Raw genomic sequence first — 16,551 nt, forward strand, 5'->3', positions numbered from 1 at the left:
GCAAGGATTGCCCATGAGCAAGAAGACACGTCGTCACCACACCCCTGACCAGAAAATCAACCTGCTGCGTCGACACCACCTCGAGAAGGTGCCGGTGTCGGAGGTCTGCGAGGGCGCCGAGCTGCAGCCGAGCGTCTTCTACGGCTGGCAGCGCCACCTGTTCGAGCACGGCGCGGCGGCCTTCGGGGAATCTCGCAAGCGCGTCGAGACCAGCCGGGAGCAGGAGCTGCTCGCGGAGAACGAGCGGCTAAGGGCCCGTCTGGCCCGCAAGGACGAGGTGATCGCCGAGGTGACCGAGGAGCTCGTCCGCACAAAAAAATCTGTTGGGGAGCCCTGACGGACCGCTGGGTTCCCCACGACGAGCGCGACCAGGTCGTCGACTTCGTGCATCGGCTGTCCGAAAAGACAGAGGTGCCGCTCGTGAAGTTTGTGGGGTGGCTGGGCATCGCCCGCGCCAAGTTCTACGAGTGGCGCCGGCGATACGGCAAGCTCAACGAGCACAACGGCAAGACCCCGCGCGACCACTGGATCGAGCCGTGGGAGCGCCAGGCGATTGTCGACTACTTCGATGCGCACCCGCTCGAGGGCTACCGCCGGCTGACCTTCATGATGCTCGACGACGACGTCGTCGCCGTCAGCCCTGCGACCGCCTACCGCGTCCTGCGGGCGGCCGGTCGCCTCGATCGTCATCGACCGAAGCCGAGCAAGAAGGGCACCGGCTTCGTCCAGCCCCTCGGCCCGCACGTGCACTGGCACATCGACATCGCCGTCATCACCATCGCCCGCGTCTACTACTACCTGTGCTCCGTCCTCGACGGCTACAGCCGATACGTCGTGCACTGGGAGTTCCTCGATCGCATGACCGAGGCCGACGTCGAGCTCATCCTCCAGCGTGCCCTCGAGGCCCACCCTGGCGCTCACCCGCGGGTCATCTCCGATAACGGCTCGCAGTTCATCGCCGGCGACTTCCGCCGCTTCATCGACCTCGCCGGCCTGACCCACGTCCGGACCTCGGTGAACTACCCGCAGGCCAACGGCAAGATCGAGCGGTATCACCGGACCCTCGACAAGAACACCATCCACGCCGTCACGCCCGACGGCGCCCACGCCACCATCGCCACCCGCATCGACCACTACAACAACCACCGCCTTCACAGCGCGATCGGCTACGTCAGCCCGCGCGACAAACTCCTCGGACGCGAGACCGAGATCTGGGCCGGCCGCGATCGCAAGCTAGAGGCAGCCCGAGAGCTCCGACGCAAGCGCCGAGAATTGGACCACCTCGGCACCGCCGCGTAACTTCTCTCGACCCTCCACTTCACCCTCAGCGTCTCCGTTCGTCAACCCACCCTCTGTCCCGTTCACGCTGAGCCAATACAGTGCAGGTGCCGGGGCGCCTTCGCAGATCGCTCCGTCGGAGACAGCGACTCAAGCGCGAGCGCGAACTGGATGGTGTCTACGAGAGAGATGCGGAGGGCACGCCCTCGCTCGAGCGCGTCCCAGAGCGTGCGCAGCCATGTCACCTCTGCGCCGTCGCGCTGCTCGGCGCACAACCGGCGGGCGAGATCCCTCTCGTTGACGCGTCGAAACTCTGCGAACGTACGAGCCTTCTCGAGCGCCCGGTTTGTGATCAAGGCGATCGTTCGCAGCTTCTTGTTTCGCCACTGGACGGCTTCCTCTTCGTTCGAGGTTAGCATGCCGGCCAGCGACGAGAAGCGGCCGGTCGCGCTCTTTACGACGACGTCCTGGTCAACGAGCGCGACGCGGAGTTGCCGCTTAGACTTAGCGAGCTTCGACTGTGCCAAGCCCTGGACCACCGTCGGTAGATCCATGGGCATGACGTCCTCCATCACGAGGCCAAACTCGTCGCGCGTGGCTGCCTCTTCTGTTTTGGCTCAGCTGGAATGGGACACGCCCCGGCCTGGTAGAAGGAGCCGGGGCAAGGACCGCCCATGAGCAAGAAGACACGTCGTCACCACACCCCTGACCAGAAAATCAACCTGCTGCGTCGACACCACCTCGAGAAGGTGCCGGTGTCGGAGGTCTGCGAGGGCGCCGAGCTGCAGCCGAGCGTCTTCTACGGCTGGCAGCGCCACCTGTTCGAGCACGGCGCCGCGGCGTTCGGGGAATCTCGCAAGCGCGTCGAGACTAGCCGGGAGCAGGAGCTGCTCGCGGAGAACGAGCGGCTCAGGGCTCGTCTGGCCCGCAAGGACGAGGTGATCGCCGAGGTGACCGAGGAGCTGGTCCGCACAAAAAATCTGTTGGGGAGCCCTGACGGACCGCTGGGTTCCCCACGACGAGCGCGACCAGGTCGTCGACTTTGTGCACAGGCTGTCCGAAAAGACAGAGGTGCCGCTCGTGAAGTTCGTGGAGTGGCTGGGCATCGCTCGCGCCAAGTTCTACGAGTGGCGCCGGCGATACGGCAAGCTCAACGAGCACAATGGCAAGACCCCGCGCGACCACTGGATCGAGCCCTGGGAGCGTCAGGCGATCGTCGACTATTTCGACACGCACCCGCTCGAGGGCTATCGGCGGCTGACCTTCATGATGCTCGACGACGACGTCGTTGCCGTCAGCCCCGCGACCGCCTACCGCGTCCTGCGGGCGGCCGGCCGGCTCGATCGTCATCGACCGAAGCCGAGCAAGAAGGGCACCGGCTTCGTCCAGCCCCTCGGCCCGCACGTGCACTGGCACATCGACATCGCCGTCATCAGCATCGCCCGCGTCTACATACTACCTGTGCTCTGTCCTCGACGGCTACAGTCGATACGTCGTGCACTGGGAGTTCCTCGATCGCATGACCGAGGCCGACGTCGAGCTCATCCTCCAGCGCGCCCTCGAGGTCCACCCGGGCGCTCACCCGCGGGTCATCTCCGACAACGGCTCGCAGTTCATCGCCGGCGACTTCCGCCGCTTCATCGACCTCGCCGGCCTGACCCACGTCCGGACCTCGGTGAACTACCCCCAGGCCAACGGCAAGATCGAGCGGTATCACCGGACCCTCGACAAGAACACCATCCACGCCGTCACGCCCGACGGCGCCCACGCCACCATCGCCACCCGCATCGACCACTACAACAACCACCGCCTTCACAGCGCGATCGGCTACGTCAGCCCGCGCGACAAACTCCTCGGACGCGAGACCGAGATCTGGGCCGGCCGCGATCGCAAGCTCGAGGCAGCCCGAGAGCTCCGACGCAAGCGCCGAGAATTGGACCACCTCGGCACCGCCGCGTAACTTCTCTCGACCCTCCACTTCACCCTCAGCGTCTCCGTTCGTCAACCCACCCTCTGTCCCGTTCACGCTGAGCCAATACACTTCGAGTTCCGCCAGTGCGAGCTTAGCTATGCGAACCGACGCAGGATTCGGCGCCGTCTCTTTACGTGCCATCGGTGTTCTCCATCAGCCCAACTACCGCTACGCTGTCCGCCATCTTGCGGGCGAGGCCGAGGCTCTCCAAGCGAGTGAGGAACCGCTCGGCGTTCTCGGTGAGTTCGGCGCTAGGGACGGGGGTACCGGCTGCGGTGAGCAGGCGAGCGTCTTCAAGGCGCCCGCCGACCACGATACCCCAGCGGCGATAGAACTCCTCGAGGAAGTCTCGAAACTCGAGGGGCGGACCAGAAAGGTCGAAGGTTGACGCGACCAGCACCTCAAGGGTCCGGTCCATGGGGACGAGGCGCTTATGTGGGTTCTTCTGCTGCGGGTAAAGCAGGCCACAGCGAACCCCGAGCAGCCGGATGAAGCCCTCAAGGCTCCGCCCGCCGCTGCTGTCCAAGATACCGACGAGACGAACCGGAAGTTCCTCCTCAACATCCGCGCCGCCAGCCTCAATTTCTTCAAGCGCGTCTACGACCTCCTTGAGGTGCGGCGGGGTCTTGCTGCGGAGATGGCTCTTGAACATCTCGCTGACTGCGCGCTCTGGATCATCCATCCACCGCTTCTTGCCGCGGCGAGATCCTTCGGTTGCAGCGAGCAGTTCACGAAGCGTGCGTGCCATGTAGGCTCGAGCGTCGGCGGACAGGGCGGTCACAGTGGCCTCGCTGGCCTCGGCGATAATCGAACTCCTCTTCGCGTTCGACGCGTCCAGCAGGAGGACGCGTCGTGGTAGTTGAACGGCCTCGCGCGCCCGCGTCGCGGCGTGATAGAAGACCGAGATCGACGCGAGCAGGACAATCCTTTGGAGGGTCGCCATCGGGTTTGGGAGGACGTTTTCCTCATACGCGGCGAGATCACGGGCGGCGTCTCGCAGGCACGTCTCCACGCTCGTAAGAGTCGACTGTGCAGGCTCCAGCCCCTCGCTATCTCGACGCAACGGTGTCGTCCCTTCGGTGAGGGGGATCAATACCGCGGAAAGGTCGTCGACGTCAGAGAGCGGCTTATCAGCGCTCGTCAGAGTTCGGAGGATGTCGAGCACCCTGAGCCTGGGGGACCGAGACCAAAGCCGGTGTACGAACGACCCCGCCTGCTCGTCGGACGGGTCCCGAGTGATCGTGAGCGCAGTCGGCGACGAGAAAGAGGCAAACTCGGCTGATTTCCCGAAGACACCTCCGTCTATCGAAAGGATTTTGCGGAGCAGCGGGAGCACCTTCGTCACCAAGGCCGACCGCCGCAAGTCAGCGTCCTCCCCCAGGCGACCCCCCCGCTCCCTGTTGCGCTCCAGCATGCTCTTGTATTGGCTCAGCGTGAACGGGACAGAGGGTGGGTTGACGAACGGAGACGCTGAGGGTGAAGTGGAGGGTCGAGAGAAGTTACGCGGCGGTGCCGAGGTGGTCCAATTCTCGGCGCTTGCGTCGGAGCTCTCGGGCTGCCTCTAGCTTGCGATCGCGGCCGGCCCAGATCTCGGTCTCGCGTCCGAGGAGTTTGTCGCGCGGGCTGACGTAGCCGATCGCGCTGTGAAGGCGGTGGTTGTTGTAGTGGTCGATGCGGGTGGCGATGGTGGCGTGGGCGCCGTCGGGCGTGACGGCGTGGATGGTGTTCTTGTCGAGGGTCCGGTGATACCGCTCGATCTTGCCGTTGGCCTGCGGGTAGTTCACCGAGGTCCGGACGTGGGTCAGGCCGGCGAGGTCGATGAAGCGGCGGAAGTCGCCGGCGATGAACTGCGAGCCGTTATCGGAGATGACCCGCGGGTGAGCGCCAGGGTGGGCCTCGAGGGCACGCTGGAGGATGAGCTCGACGTCGGCCTCGGTCATGCGATCGAGGAACTCCCAGTGCACGACGTATCGGCTGTAGCCGTCGAGGACGGAGCACAGGTAGTAGTAGACGCGGGCGATGGTGATGACGGCGATGTCGATGTGCCAGTGCACGTGCGGGCCGAGGGGCTGGACGAAGCCGGTGCCCTTCTTGCTCGGCTTCGGTCGATGACGATCGAGGCGACCGGCCGCCCGCAGGACGCGGTAGGCGGTCGCAGGGCTGACGGCGACGACGTCGTCGTCGAGCATCATGAAGGTCAGCCGGCGGTAGCCCTCGAGCGGGTGCGCATCGAAGTAGTCGACAATCGCCTGGCGCTCCCACGGCTCGATCCAGTGGTCGCGCGGGGTCTTGCCGTTGTGCTCGTTGAGCTTGCCGTATCGCCGGCGCCACTCGTAGAACTTGGCGCGGGCGATGCCCAGCCACCCCACAAACTTCACGAGCGGCACCTCTGTCTTTTCGGACAGCCGATGCACGAAGTCGACGACCTGGTCGCGCTCGTCGTGGGGAACCCAGCGGTCCGTCAGGGCTCCCCAACAGATTTTTTTGTGCGGACGAGCTCCTCGGTCACCTCGGCGATCACCTCGTCCTTGCGGGCCAGACGGGCCCTTAGCCGCTCGTTCTCCGCGAGCAGCTCCTGCTCCCGGCTGGTCTCGACGCGCTTGCGAGATTCCCCGAAGGCCGCCGCGCCGTGCTCGAACAGGTGGCGCTGCTAGCCGTAGAAGACGCTCGGCTGCAGCTCGGCGCCCTCGCAGACCTCCGACACCGGCACCTTCTCGAGGTGGTGTCGACGCAGCAGGTTGATTTTCTGGTCAGGGGTGTGGTGACGACGTGTCTTCTTGCTCATGGGCGGTCCTTGCCCCGGCTCCTTCTACCAGGCCGGGGCGTGTCCCATTCCAGCTGAGCCAAAACACTCTCGACGACCGCGAGGCGCTGGTCCGCCGTGTCCTTCATAGCCGTTGCGGCCATGAAGTGCTTGAGGTCGGACATCTTTCCAACGATCTGGTGCTCCTCCCGTAGGAGGGCGTTGGCGATGTGAACAGGCTTGATCTTGCCTTCCATTACGCCATAGCCATGACGACGCTGAAGTTCATGGCCGAGCACCTCGCGTAGCTGTGCTTCCATATGATCGCCTCTACTGAGCGCTGTCGTAGCGCTTCTGGCTGAGGTCCACGCGGACCTTGACGTTCAAGTCCGTCTGTGGATCGAGCATTTCAATGGTGCGAACGTGCGAGTTCACCTCCGCGTGCCTAGCGAGCGCGTCGTTGAAGGCGACAAGCCGCCGCTCGATCTCCTCTGCTTGCTCGGTCACGCCCGATGAGATCAACGAGGCGAGGAGCCGACGGTCAACCAGAAGGCTGGCGAACCGGACGTTGCCGGGAGGCGCCAGGAGGAGGTGATCGGCGGGCTGGCGCCCGAACGCCGCGTAGAGCGCGGGCGCCAACTTCGGTCGGAACAGGCTGAGGCGGAGGCTAGAGACATCTCGACCAGAGACCATCGCCTTCCCCTGCGCTCGAGGTGAGTAGGACAGACGTGTCCACAACCTGAGCCGGTCGGGCTGAGCGCGGTCGGGTTCGTTCCACCACGCGTTGATGAGTGAGATCAGCCGGCCGATCCTGGCCTGGGTGGCCGACTTGGGGTCCTGAAGCTCATGGAACAGACGGTCGGCCTGTGTCGCGTGACCGAGCCGACCGCCCGGGTGCTCGAAATACCACCGCCGCTTCAGCGCCGCGAAGGCGTCAGACGCTCGCTGACCTTCGACTTCTTGGACCTCGTCGAGGTTCCTAATGGTCGGGGGCAGCAACGCGCTCCCGGCGAACTCTTCGGCCGCTACTTGCCCTCGCCACAGGCGCTCGTCGGTGCGGGCGTCCGTCTGTCGAACAGGGTCGAGGCCCAACTCGAGTTGGTCAAAGATGGTGCCCTGACCCTCGAAGGCGTTCCAGTAGTAGCGCGCCTGCTCAGAGCCACCGTCCCGGGCGAGTTCTGCGCATGTTCGCCCCCCGAAGATAAGGAAGGAGCCGAACGACAGCACCTCGCGGAATGTCGCCCGGACCCCTCGCTCAGCGATACGGTCCAACAACCGGGCCAACCGCTCGCGCACGTGGTCGGTGCGAAGCATCGTCCGGTTGTACTTGACGGGGCACGTCCCTGCAGCAGGGCAGTTCGCGCACCCGCCGTACCAGGCATCGTCCGTCAACTTCAGGATGATGCCGTGGACCAACTCTGGCGTGAGCGTCCGTCGTAGGCTGAGGTCGATGACCACGGTCGCCCCTTCTTCAGGCTTGTACCGCCCCTCCTCCTCATCTTCTTCGTCGACGGGCACGTAGCGATACAATGAGAGAAGTTGCTCGCGGACCGCGTTCAACCAAGGGTGCTGCGCTCGGTACTCGCGGATCAAGGTGACTAATGGGCCCTCATTGATGGCGATACAGAAGGGCTGCTTGTTTTCGCGCGCCTCCGCCCACTCATTCATTACATGCTCGTGCGAATGCTCGCTGGCGTCAGCGATGACCCTCGCGCCGGCCTTCTCGAGGTCTCCCCCGAGCAGGCGGATCGTATGGGTCTTGCCGTCGCCAGCGTTGCCGGTGATGACGACGGATGCGCCGCTCTGCACGATGCGGCGCACCACGCTGTCCAGGCTCGTCTTGACGTTAAGTTCGCGGAGGCGCGAGATCTTCACGTGGTCGGAGTAGGCGCTCTCGTCGCGGTAGAGTTGACGGATGAACGTGATCTTTTCGTCCTCGACGATGGTCGGCATTCGACGCTCCTCCGGTTCCGGTCGCCATGCGAACAGCGGCATTCCAACTTCAGGTGGATCCTCGGGGATGAGGCGGGATACGCGCTCGGTCAGGGGCATCGAGGCGCCGACGGCTGCGAGCGCGGGCTGATGGTCGAGGCGGCTCGCTAGCCACCGACTACGCCAGAAAGCCGCGACCTCGTCGGTCGCGGTCGGCGTCTCGGGCACAGAGAAATGGGCTTCGCGGTCAATCCCGAGCAGGCAGCGGATAGTGTTTTGGGCCAGGGCGACGCCGTAGACGAGCCGCTGCGAGCCATGGTTGATGACGTCCGTTTGTTCCAGCCCGAGCGCGGAGAAGCCCTCTCTCAGTTGTCGCAGTTTGGGGCTCTGGCCCTCACCGTAGAGGAAGTTGACGTTGCGGTAGTTGGTGAGCGCGTGCCGGAGTTGTTCGAGCGCGTCTTCCGTCTCTTGGCTTAGATTCGGCGAGCCGTAGCCCATCGATTTGCCGAGGTACTGGTAATGCACGTCATTCATCTGGCCCGACACGGCGCCGGAGGGCAGTTGGACCCGATTATACTGTGAGGAGCGATCGGTGTACAAACTCGTCGTCCCCAGGAACACAAGGCACGGCTCCTTTACGATGAGCCGCCCAGCCATTTGGCTAGCGATGATGCTGTACCCTTCGTCATAGCGAGCGGCGTAGTCGCGGCGCACCTGAGGGCTCATCATCATCAGGCAGGCGAGCTTGCCCCCGAGGAGATGGTTGTACGGAGCGACCGCGCCGCATACGGTGATCTCCATCATCGCCGTCGCGGAGAAGCGCTTTTTGAGCTGTTTGATCGCCGCTCCAAGCGCCCAACAACCTTCGTCGCTCGTGGTGAGGGCGGCGAGGGACGGCGCTGCCTTGAGCGTGCGTAGCGCCCTGAGGCTCTCGCGCACCGCGCGGGCTCGCTTCGCCCGGAACAGGTCGGTTTGGGCCAAAGCGACCAGATCGGCGGTCGTGATGTTCGACACGCGCTTGGCGGCGTCATCATCATCGTCCGCGTCTTTCAGACGGTGCACTCGGGCGCCTGAGGCTTGCTTCTCGATATGCTGGAGGCGATCGAGAAGTTCATCGGAGATCCCGTCCCCGAGCGGGCGCGGGACGGGGAGACCCTCAATGTAGATATCACCGAGATCCTCCAGCAGCCGAACTCGCAGCGCCTCTAGTACTTCGCGGTCGGTCGCTTCTCCTCGCCGGACCAACGCCTCCAGACCGCTGCGCGTCCATCCCAGCGCCTCGTCGCGGCAGGCGAGTTGCATTACTGCGTTGCCGAGCGCAGTAATCGCCATGACGGGGTGGTTGGGCTGGGCAGCGTCTCGGATAAGGTAGTGTTTTGGCTCAGCTGGAATGGGACACACCCCGGCCTGGTAAAGGGATCCGGGGCAAGGACCGCCCATGAGCAAGAAGACACGCCGTCACCACACCCCTGACCAGAAAATTAACCTGCTACGCCGACACCACCTCGAGAAGGTTCCCGTGTCGGAGGTCTGCGAAGGCGCCGAGCTGCAGCCGAGCGTCTTTTACGGCTGGCAGCGCCACCTGTTCGAGCACGGCGCGGCGGCCTTCGGGGAATCTCGCAAGCGCGTCGAGACCAGCCGGGAGCAGGAGCTGCTCGCGGAGAACGAGCGGCTGAGGGCTCGTCTGGCCCGCAAGGACGAGGTGATCGCCGAGGTGACCGAGGAGCTCGTCCGGACAAAAAAATCGGTTGGGGAGCCCTGACGGACCGCTGGGTTCCCCACGACGAGCGCGACCAGGTCGTCGACTTCGTGCATCGGCTGTCCGAAAAGACAGAGGTGCCACTCGTGAAGTTCGTGGAGTGGCTGGGCATCGCCCGTGCCAAGTTCTACGAGTGGCGCCGCCGATACGGCAAGCTCAACGAGCACAACGGCAAGACCCCGCGCGACCACTGGATCGAGCCCTGGGAGCGGCAGGCGATCGTCGACTACTTCGACGCGCACCCACTCGAGGGCTACCGCCGGCTGACCTTCATGATGCTCGACGACGACGTCGTCGCCGTCAGCCCTGCGACCGCCTACCGCGTCCTGCGGGCCGCAGGGCGCCTCGATCGTCACCGGCCGAAGCCGAGCAAGAAGGGCACCGGCTTCGTCCAGCCCATAGGCCCGCACGTGCACTGGCACATCGACATTGCCGTCATCACCATCGCCCGCGTCTACTACTACCTGTGCTCCGTCCTCGACGGCTACAGTCGATACGTCGTGCACTGGGAGTTCCTCGATCGCATGACCGAGGCCGACGTCGAGCTCATCCTCCAGCGCGCCCTCGAGGCCCACCCGGGCGCTCACCCGCGGGTCATCTCCGACAACGGCTCGCAGTTCATCGCCGGCGACTTCCGCCGCTTCATCGACCTCGCCGGCCTGACCCATGTCCGGACCTCGGTGAACTATCCCCAGGCCAACGGCAAGATCGAGCGCTACCACCGGACCCTCGACAAGGGCACCATCCAAGCCATCACGCCCGACGGCGCCCACGCCACTATCGCCGCCCGCATCGACCACTACAACCGCCACCGCCTCCACAGCGCGATCGGCTACGTCAGCCCGCGCGACAAACTCCTCGGCCGCGAGACCGAGATCTGGCAAGCCCGCGATCGCAAGCTCGAGGCAGCCCGCGAGCTCCGTCGCAAGCGCCGAGAACTGGACCACCTCGGCACCGCCGCGTAACTTCTTTTGACCCCCACTTCACCCTCAGCTTCTCCGTTCGTCAACCCACCTTCTGTCCCGTTCACGCTGAGCCAATACAGTAGAAGAGGTTGCGACCCGGCGAGGAGCGATAGCGGGTTGCCCAGGTGTGCCGAAAATACCGCCAGACATCCATCAAGCGGATGCCTGAGTGCTCATCTCGCGTCTCGGCGTCTACGAGTTGGAGGTAGGGGCGGCAGACGCTAGCGAGGTGCGCGGCGCGCTCGGCTCTCGGCAGCGCAGCAAAAGGCTCGAGCTGCCGTGCCAAGCGTCTGCCGTCCGCGATGAGGTCGGTGATGGGCCGTGAACTGGAGAATCGCGTAGGGCGCTCTAGCGTGACGATGAGGCGCCTGGTCGCAGACTCGCGAAGTTGGTCGTCCCGCCCGAACTCCAGTTGCTTTCGGATAGCCTCTTTGGAGTGCGCCTGGTCCGCCATCCCCGGGCGTACGTACAGCCACGTGGTGTCCGCTCGCAGTTGCCAGCCCATCGCAGCAAGATCACGCAGGACTAAGGCAGCGACCTTGGTTCGCTGGGCCAGGAGGCCCTCGCCCGGCATTGTCCGAGCGAGGTGGCTCAGTGTGCGCGCGGCATCCTCGCTCCCCTTGGCGACGGCGGCCCGGAGGCGTGCGTACATGGTGCCGCCAGCGTCCAGTTCCGGCGCGAAGACTCGCCAGTCAGACGGGTCCGGGGCTTGCTTGCCGCGAGGGGTCTTCCTGTTGCTCGCCGTGGGCGTTTCGTCCCGGCGAGTGACCCGGCTTGTTGATGCGCGTCCCATCCTCTCGCTCAGAACTTTCGCGCGCCCCCGCACATGCGCCGAAGCGCGACTCGGTGGGTCCGTGCGGAGGTCGTGGATGACGGCGTAGGGGCTGAGGCGGGAAACCGATGCACGGGCGCGGCCACCATACCCCGATCCGCGACGGTTGGGTGCCCCACTTCATACTGAACAAATATCCAGTCACGATGGACGCTGCCCGGACTCTGCCCGAGCAGCGGTGGCGTACATGCTAACCTCCGGCCCGGCTGCGATGTGGTGCCTGACGAATCAAACCCCGTTTGCGGCCGTGCGCAATTGGATTCGCGACCGGGACGGGGTCCACTGGTGGCTCGTCGCCATTCGCGCCACCTACGACGTCGACCATCGCGGCCGGCTCACGCTGCTCGACGAGCAGCTCCCTCCGGTCCTTGCGCCCGAGCACTTCGGCGAGGCGGGGCGTTCGAGCCTGCGCTACGACTCCGACTTGCTCGAGGTGAAGCCCAGCACCGATGTCCTCGTGCATGGCTCTGTCGTTGCGCCTGGAGAGCGACCGGCCGCGAGCGTCCCCGTGACGCTCCGGCTGGGGTCCGTCGAGAAGCGCCTCGTGGTCCACGGTGAGCGGGTCTACCGTGACGGCGTCCTGGGGCTGACGACCACCTCGCCACGTCCCTTTGTCCAACAGCCGCTGCGGTACGAGTCGGCGTTCGGCGGCGGCGACTTCCGCGACCCCGACCCCGCGCGGTGGCGATTCGACGAACGAAACCCGGCGGGCCGTGGCTTCGCGGTCGACGCCGCCGACGGCGAGACTCCGGCACACACCATCGAGTACGCCTCGGGGCGCCCCGAGACGACCGGACCCGCGGGGTTCGGTCCCATCGACCGCGGTTGGCTCCCTCGACGCGAGTTCGCCGGGACCTACGACGAAGCGTGGGTCCGTGAGCGCAAGCCGCTCCTCCCCCGCGACTACGACCCCGCCTTCGCGCTCGCGGCGCCACACGACCAGCGCCCTTCGGTGCCGCTCGTCGGCGGAGAGCGGATGGCTGTGTCGAACATGACCCCCGAGGGCATGTTGATGGTCGAACTGCCCCGTAAGCGCTTCACGCTGAGCTCCCGTTTCGGAGCGACCGAGCGTGAGCACGGCACACGGCTAACCACGGTGCTGCTGGAGACCGACGAGCGCCGCCTCTCGCTCATCTGGCAGAGCGCGCTGCAGGTGCGTGCCAGCGACGTGGACTACCTCGACGAGACCTTCATCGAGGAGGCATCGGCATGATCGACTTGCTGGGCATCGGCGCCCGAACCCCGGTCGGTCTCACGGCGCCGGCCAGCGCAGCGGCGATCCGGGCCGGCATCAGTCGCCTCCGAGAATTCGCCTTCGTCACGATGCGAGGCGAGCCGCTCATCATCGGCGCCGACGCCCGGCTGAAGGACGCGCTTCAGGGGCCCGCGCGCATGGTCGAGCTCGCCAAGTCCGCCGTGACCGAGGCCCTCGCCGACTTCGCTCCGGGCGCGGTCCCCGAGTGTGAGCTCTGGCTGGCCCTCCCGGAGCAGCGTCCTGGTTTTGACGACCACGCTGCGGCCGCCGTGGCGCGTGCGAGCGCCGACGCGGCGCGCCAGCGAGGATTTCGCACGCGAGCGACGATCGGCGGCCGGGGCCACGCCGGCGTCATGCAGTGCGTGCGACGGGTCCTCGCCGCCGCGGACGCCGAGCGCCTCCATGTCGTCGTCGGCGTCGACAGCTACTGCGACGACGAGTGCCTCGTCTGGCTCGAGCAAGCGCGGAGGCTCGCGCAAGACGGCGTGCGTGGTGGGTTCACGCCCGGTGAAGCTGCGGGCTGCCTCGTGCTCGGGCGGCGGCGACTCGGCGCGCTGCTCAAGCGTCGGCCCCTTGCGACGATCTCCGGCGCAGGCGTGCACCAGGAGACGCAGCTGCGCGACAGCGAGGCCGGGTCCTTCGGGCTGGCGATGAGCGAGGCCGTGCTGGACGCGGCGGCGGACCTGGACCTGCCCGCGCAGGCTGCGGACGCCGTGTACTGCGACATCAACGGCGAGCGCTATCGCAGCGAGGAGTGGGGCTTGTTCGCCACGCGGGCTCACGCGGCGCTGCGGTTCCTGCAATATCAGACCTTCTGCGGCAGCATCGGCGACGTCGGCGCCGCATTCGGCGCGATCGCCAGCATCGCCGCCGCACAGTCGTTCGCCCGCGGCTATGCCCCAGGACCCCGCGCCCTCGTGATGGCCGGCTCGGACTCCGGCACGCGCGGGGCGATGTTCCTGCACGACCCTCGCCTCGAAGGACGCCCATGAAGACGCTCGTCAACGCGCCCAAGACCCCGGTCACGAAGGGCAGCCAGGGCGTGGCCGCGGCCACGATCCCCAACGTCTGCAAGATGCCGGGGCCGCCTGCGCCCTTCGTCCCGACACCGCTGCCCAACATCGGCAAGAGCGGCAGCTCGCCCAAGGGTTATTCGAAGAACGTCACGATCGAGGGCAAGCAGGTCGCCGTCAAGGGCGCGACCTTCGGATCGACGGGCGACATGGCCAGCAAGGGGACCGGTGGTGGTCTGTTCTCCGCCAATACGCACGGCCCCACGAGCTTCGTCGGCCCGGGCTCGCTCGACGTCACGATCGAGGGCAAGAACGTGCAGCTCCTCGGCGACCCGATGCTCAACAACTGCGGGCCCAGCGGAAAGCCCCCCAACGCCGCCACGCTCGTCGGCGTGCTGCAGAAGGCGGGCCTGACCGCGGTGGTCGGTGACGAGCCCTGCCCGCTGTGCCGCAAGCAACACGGCTTCAACGGCAAGCTCGAGGAGGACGAGGACACCAAGGGGGCCACGGGGCAGCTTCAGGCCGCCATCGACCGGGCCATCGACAAGGCGCGTGCGGCCAACGCCCCGCGGCTCGCCGCGGTGCAGGCCGAGATCGCCGCACTGAAGACGGCGATGGCCGAGCTGCCGAAGAAACAGCGTGCTCCCTACAGGCAGCAGATCGACGCGCTCGAGAAGGAAGAACGCGGGCTCGCGGTCAACTTCACGGGCATGATGGGCGTCGTCAAGTGCAAGGACGACGGCCTCATCTTCGCCGGGACGAGCCTGTTCCAGTACTCCGACATCCAGGCCGAGATGCCGGGCGCATGGCACTCCCCCAAACCCTCGGGCACGCTCTCCAACAAGCCGGACCGCAACGACTTCAAGCCCGACGTCCTCGATTTTGCCAGGTACGGCAAGGGCTCGCTGAGCTCGTGGCCTGTGGAATGGGAAAAGCTCAAGCAGCTCTCGGAAAAGTCCTTTGTAGGAGAAACCGACGAGATGTTCTACCCGCCAGGCAGCTGCGCGGCGCAGCAGATGGCGCTGCTGGCCATGAACCACGGCGACCGACCCATGGGCCTCACCGAGCGCTACTACACCACGAACCCTGCGGCGAAGCTGTCCAAGCTGTGGATCCGCAAGCACGGCAAGGGCGGCCCCAAGCGAGCCCGCTTGGCCACGGCTGAAGAGCTCGGACCGGGCAAGCCGATCCCTCCGTGCGGCACGTGCCAGGTCATCCTCACCATGCTGATGTGCGCCGAGAGTGAGATGCATTGTGAGCACAAGACCGCGCACCCCGGAGTGTGTCACAAATGCTAGAACCAGAGCTCGAAGCGCTGCTGCTTCGCATCGTTCCCAACCTCGCGCGCGACTGGTCGGGAGCCTCCCCCGAGGATCTGGAGGAGCTCGAGGAGCGCGTCGAACTCACCGGCCACGACTTCCCTCCGTTCTATCGGTGGTTCCTCTCGCGCCTGGCCGGCAGCGTGGGCGCGCTCCACCCCATCCTGCGAGGTTTCACCGCCGCGAGCGTCCTCGAGGCGTACCGAACCGGTAGCGTCGACATCGGTCCCACGCAGTTCCTCATCGGGCGCATGCCTGACGCCCTGATGCCGCTCGACGTCTACTACGATCTGGCGCACCCGCTGCGCGACGACGCTATCGTCCTGAGCGCCATCCTCGACGCAGGCCCCGAGTCCCAGATCAGCGAGACCTTCCGCGAATGGATCGCGGCGCGTGCCATGATCAAGTTCGGCGTGATGACCGCGCCCCACCAATGCTTCGGCGCCTTCGTCGACCCCGGGAGAACCGCCGCCGCTCAGCTCGAGACCGTGATGACCGCGCTCGGCTTCACCAGCCCGATCACGACCGGGCCCTTCTGTCGACTCTACGAACGAGGCGACATGACAATGGTCGCCAAGTCGACCGTCAAGCCCGAGAACCTAGGCATCCTCATCTACGAGATCGGCGGCCCCAGCGTCGCCGCCATACGCCGGCTCTTGGGGGAGATCGGGCGCGGCACCACGCTCCAGGTCGACGCCGATCGCTGGTCGACGCGCTCCCGATGAGCGCCGCGCCATTCGAGCAGATCTTCATACCTACTGAGAAGATCGTGACCGGGCCAGCCGCGTAGCCGTCCCAGCGATTGCCTCACAGCGGGTTTTATACGCCTTGAGGAGCCCCCAGGCCACGGAGGGCGGTCTTGATTTTCGACCAGGCGAGCTCGATGGGGTTGAGGTCGGGCGAGTACGGCGGCTGGTAGACGACCCTCGCGCCGCATGCCTCAATACGCTGCAGGGATGCCGGAGCCGAAAGACCCAGATCCGAGCGAAGATTCGCACGAGCCCGAGCCCACGAAACCCAGGCTCATCGGGACCTTCGCGGCCGCTCGCTCGGACCTCGCGCGTGACACTTTCAACACGCTCGAGGCCGGACCGCGCTGGTCGTTCTCTTCCTGAACTCGCCTCAGCACCCGTGAGCCTCCTGCAGGGCGGCGATCGTCGGCTCGTCCAGCGCGCCCGTCACCTCGAGGCGGCGCAACGCCTGAAAGCGGCGCAGGGCCCGCTGGAAGCCCTCGTCCGGCGCCGAGGGCTCGGCGCCGTACAGGCCGAGGCTTCGCAGGCGCTGGGCGGCGCCTCGCCAGTGGTCCGCGGGTTCGAGGTGCCCCAGCGTGAACTCGTACTTCTCGCCGCGCTCCGGAAGCACCAACGTCGCCCTCGTCACATCAGCCGGGATCGCGGCCTCGAGGCGTCCCTCGTCGTCCGCCGTGCCCTCGACATGGCGGCCTGGCCCTTGCGCCTTTCGCGCCCGGAGCGTTCCAAGGATC

At 66.1% G+C, this 16,551-nt stretch carries 16 protein-coding genes and 1 pseudogene; 9 read left to right on the forward strand and 8 right to left on the reverse strand.

The window, feature by feature from the left end; translation table 11 throughout:
* Nucleotides 1–13 precede the first annotated feature (13 nt).
* Both OV090_RS47785 and OV090_RS47790 read left to right on the forward strand, forming a co-directional pair.
* Nucleotides 14–337 (forward strand): transposase, encoded by a 324-nt coding sequence (locus tag OV090_RS47785; protein ID WP_267701425.1) that lies wholly within the window; start codon nt 14–16, stop codon nt 335–337.
* Between the two features lie 83 nt (nt 338–420).
* Entirely contained in the window at nt 421–1,299 is an 879-nt protein-coding gene (locus tag OV090_RS47790; protein ID WP_267701424.1) for a DDE-type integrase/transposase/recombinase, read from the forward strand.
* A gap of 62 nt (nt 1,300–1,361) precedes the next feature.
* Here OV090_RS47790 and OV090_RS47795 read toward each other — a convergent pair whose 3' ends face one another.
* Nucleotides 1,362–1,853: a hypothetical protein gene (locus OV090_RS47795; protein ID WP_267711792.1), complete on the reverse strand. Its 492-nt coding sequence runs from the start codon at nt 1,851–1,853 to the stop codon at nt 1,362–1,364.
* Nucleotides 1,854–2,773: 920 nt separating this feature from the next.
* Here OV090_RS47795 and OV090_RS47800 point away from each other — a divergent pair.
* Nucleotides 2,774–3,238: an integrase core domain-containing protein gene (locus OV090_RS47800; RefSeq protein WP_346660423.1), complete on the forward strand. Its 465-nt coding sequence runs from the start codon at nt 2,774–2,776 to the stop codon at nt 3,236–3,238.
* Nucleotides 3,239–3,380: 142 nt separating this feature from the next.
* Here the strand turns inward: OV090_RS47800 and OV090_RS47805 are convergent, their stop codons facing one another.
* From OV090_RS47805 to OV090_RS47825, 5 genes are all read right to left on the reverse strand, one after another.
* The gene (locus OV090_RS47805; RefSeq protein WP_267711794.1) at nt 3,381–4,664 is read right to left on the reverse strand and encodes a hypothetical protein; all 1,284 of its coding nucleotides are present in this window, start codon (nt 4,662–4,664) and stop codon (nt 3,381–3,383) included.
* An 85-nt stretch (nt 4,665–4,749) separates the two neighbouring features.
* On the reverse strand, nt 4,750–5,628 hold the full coding sequence (locus OV090_RS47810) for a DDE-type integrase/transposase/recombinase (RefSeq protein WP_267701424.1): 879 nt from the start codon (nt 5,626–5,628) through the stop codon (nt 4,750–4,752).
* Between the two features lie 272 nt (nt 5,629–5,900).
* Complete coding sequence (locus OV090_RS47815) at nt 5,901–6,035, reverse strand: hypothetical protein (protein WP_267711795.1); 135 nt, start codon at nt 6,033–6,035, stop codon at nt 5,901–5,903.
* Entirely contained in the window at nt 6,032–6,313 is a 282-nt protein-coding gene (locus tag OV090_RS47820) for a hypothetical protein (RefSeq protein ID WP_267711796.1), read from the reverse strand. Before OV090_RS47820 ends, OV090_RS47815 begins: the two co-directional genes overlap by 4 nt.
* 10 nt (nt 6,314–6,323) lie before the next feature.
* The gene (locus OV090_RS47825) at nt 6,324–9,257 is read right to left on the reverse strand and encodes a Druantia anti-phage system protein DruA (RefSeq protein ID WP_267711798.1); all 2,934 of its coding nucleotides are present in this window, start codon (nt 9,255–9,257) and stop codon (nt 6,324–6,326) included.
* Nucleotides 9,258–9,363: 106 nt separating this feature from the next.
* On the opposite strand from OV090_RS47825, the gene OV090_RS47830 reads away from it, so the two are divergent.
* The 6 genes from OV090_RS47830 (at nt 9,364) to OV090_RS47855 (ending at nt 15,793) form a co-directional block, all read left to right on the forward strand.
* Nucleotides 9,364–9,687, forward strand: coding sequence for a transposase (locus tag OV090_RS47830; protein WP_267701425.1), 324 nt, complete (start codon nt 9,364–9,366; stop codon nt 9,685–9,687).
* A gap of 83 nt (nt 9,688–9,770) precedes the next feature.
* The gene (locus tag OV090_RS47835) at nt 9,771–10,649 is read left to right on the forward strand and encodes a DDE-type integrase/transposase/recombinase (RefSeq protein ID WP_267711799.1); all 879 of its coding nucleotides are present in this window, start codon (nt 9,771–9,773) and stop codon (nt 10,647–10,649) included.
* Between the two features lie 1,043 nt (nt 10,650–11,692).
* Entirely contained in the window at nt 11,693–12,694 is a 1,002-nt protein-coding gene (locus tag OV090_RS47840) for a DUF2169 domain-containing protein (protein ID WP_267711800.1), read from the forward strand.
* Nucleotides 12,691–13,728 carry a hypothetical protein gene (locus OV090_RS47845; RefSeq protein WP_267711801.1) on the forward strand — a complete coding sequence of 346 codons (1,038 nt, stop codon included), beginning with the start codon at nt 12,691–12,693 and terminating at the stop codon, nt 13,726–13,728. The genes OV090_RS47840 and OV090_RS47845 overlap by 4 nt, the downstream gene beginning before the upstream one ends.
* The gene (locus OV090_RS47850; protein WP_267711802.1) at nt 13,725–15,047 is read left to right on the forward strand and encodes a PAAR-like domain-containing protein; all 1,323 of its coding nucleotides are present in this window, start codon (nt 13,725–13,727) and stop codon (nt 15,045–15,047) included. Before OV090_RS47845 ends, OV090_RS47850 begins: the two co-directional genes overlap by 4 nt.
* The gene (locus OV090_RS47855) at nt 15,041–15,793 is read left to right on the forward strand and encodes an SMI1/KNR4 family protein (protein WP_267711803.1); all 753 of its coding nucleotides are present in this window, start codon (nt 15,041–15,043) and stop codon (nt 15,791–15,793) included. The genes OV090_RS47850 and OV090_RS47855 overlap by 7 nt, the downstream gene beginning before the upstream one ends.
* A 121-nt stretch (nt 15,794–15,914) precedes the next feature.
* Here OV090_RS47855 and OV090_RS47860 read toward each other — a convergent pair.
* Both OV090_RS47860 and OV090_RS47865 read right to left on the reverse strand, forming a co-directional pair.
* A pseudogene (locus OV090_RS47860) lies at nt 15,915–16,013 on the reverse strand (transposase); the annotation flags it as partial.
* Between the two features lie 177 nt (nt 16,014–16,190).
* Nucleotides 16,191–16,448: a peptidoglycan-binding domain-containing protein gene (locus OV090_RS47865; protein WP_267711804.1), complete on the reverse strand. Its 258-nt coding sequence runs from the start codon at nt 16,446–16,448 to the stop codon at nt 16,191–16,193.
* Nucleotides 16,449–16,551: the final 103 nt, after the last annotated feature.

The sequence above is a fragment of the Nannocystis sp. RBIL2 genome, from assembly GCF_026626745.1.
Taxonomy (GTDB): Bacteria; Myxococcota_A; Polyangia; order Nannocystales; family Nannocystaceae; genus Nannocystis.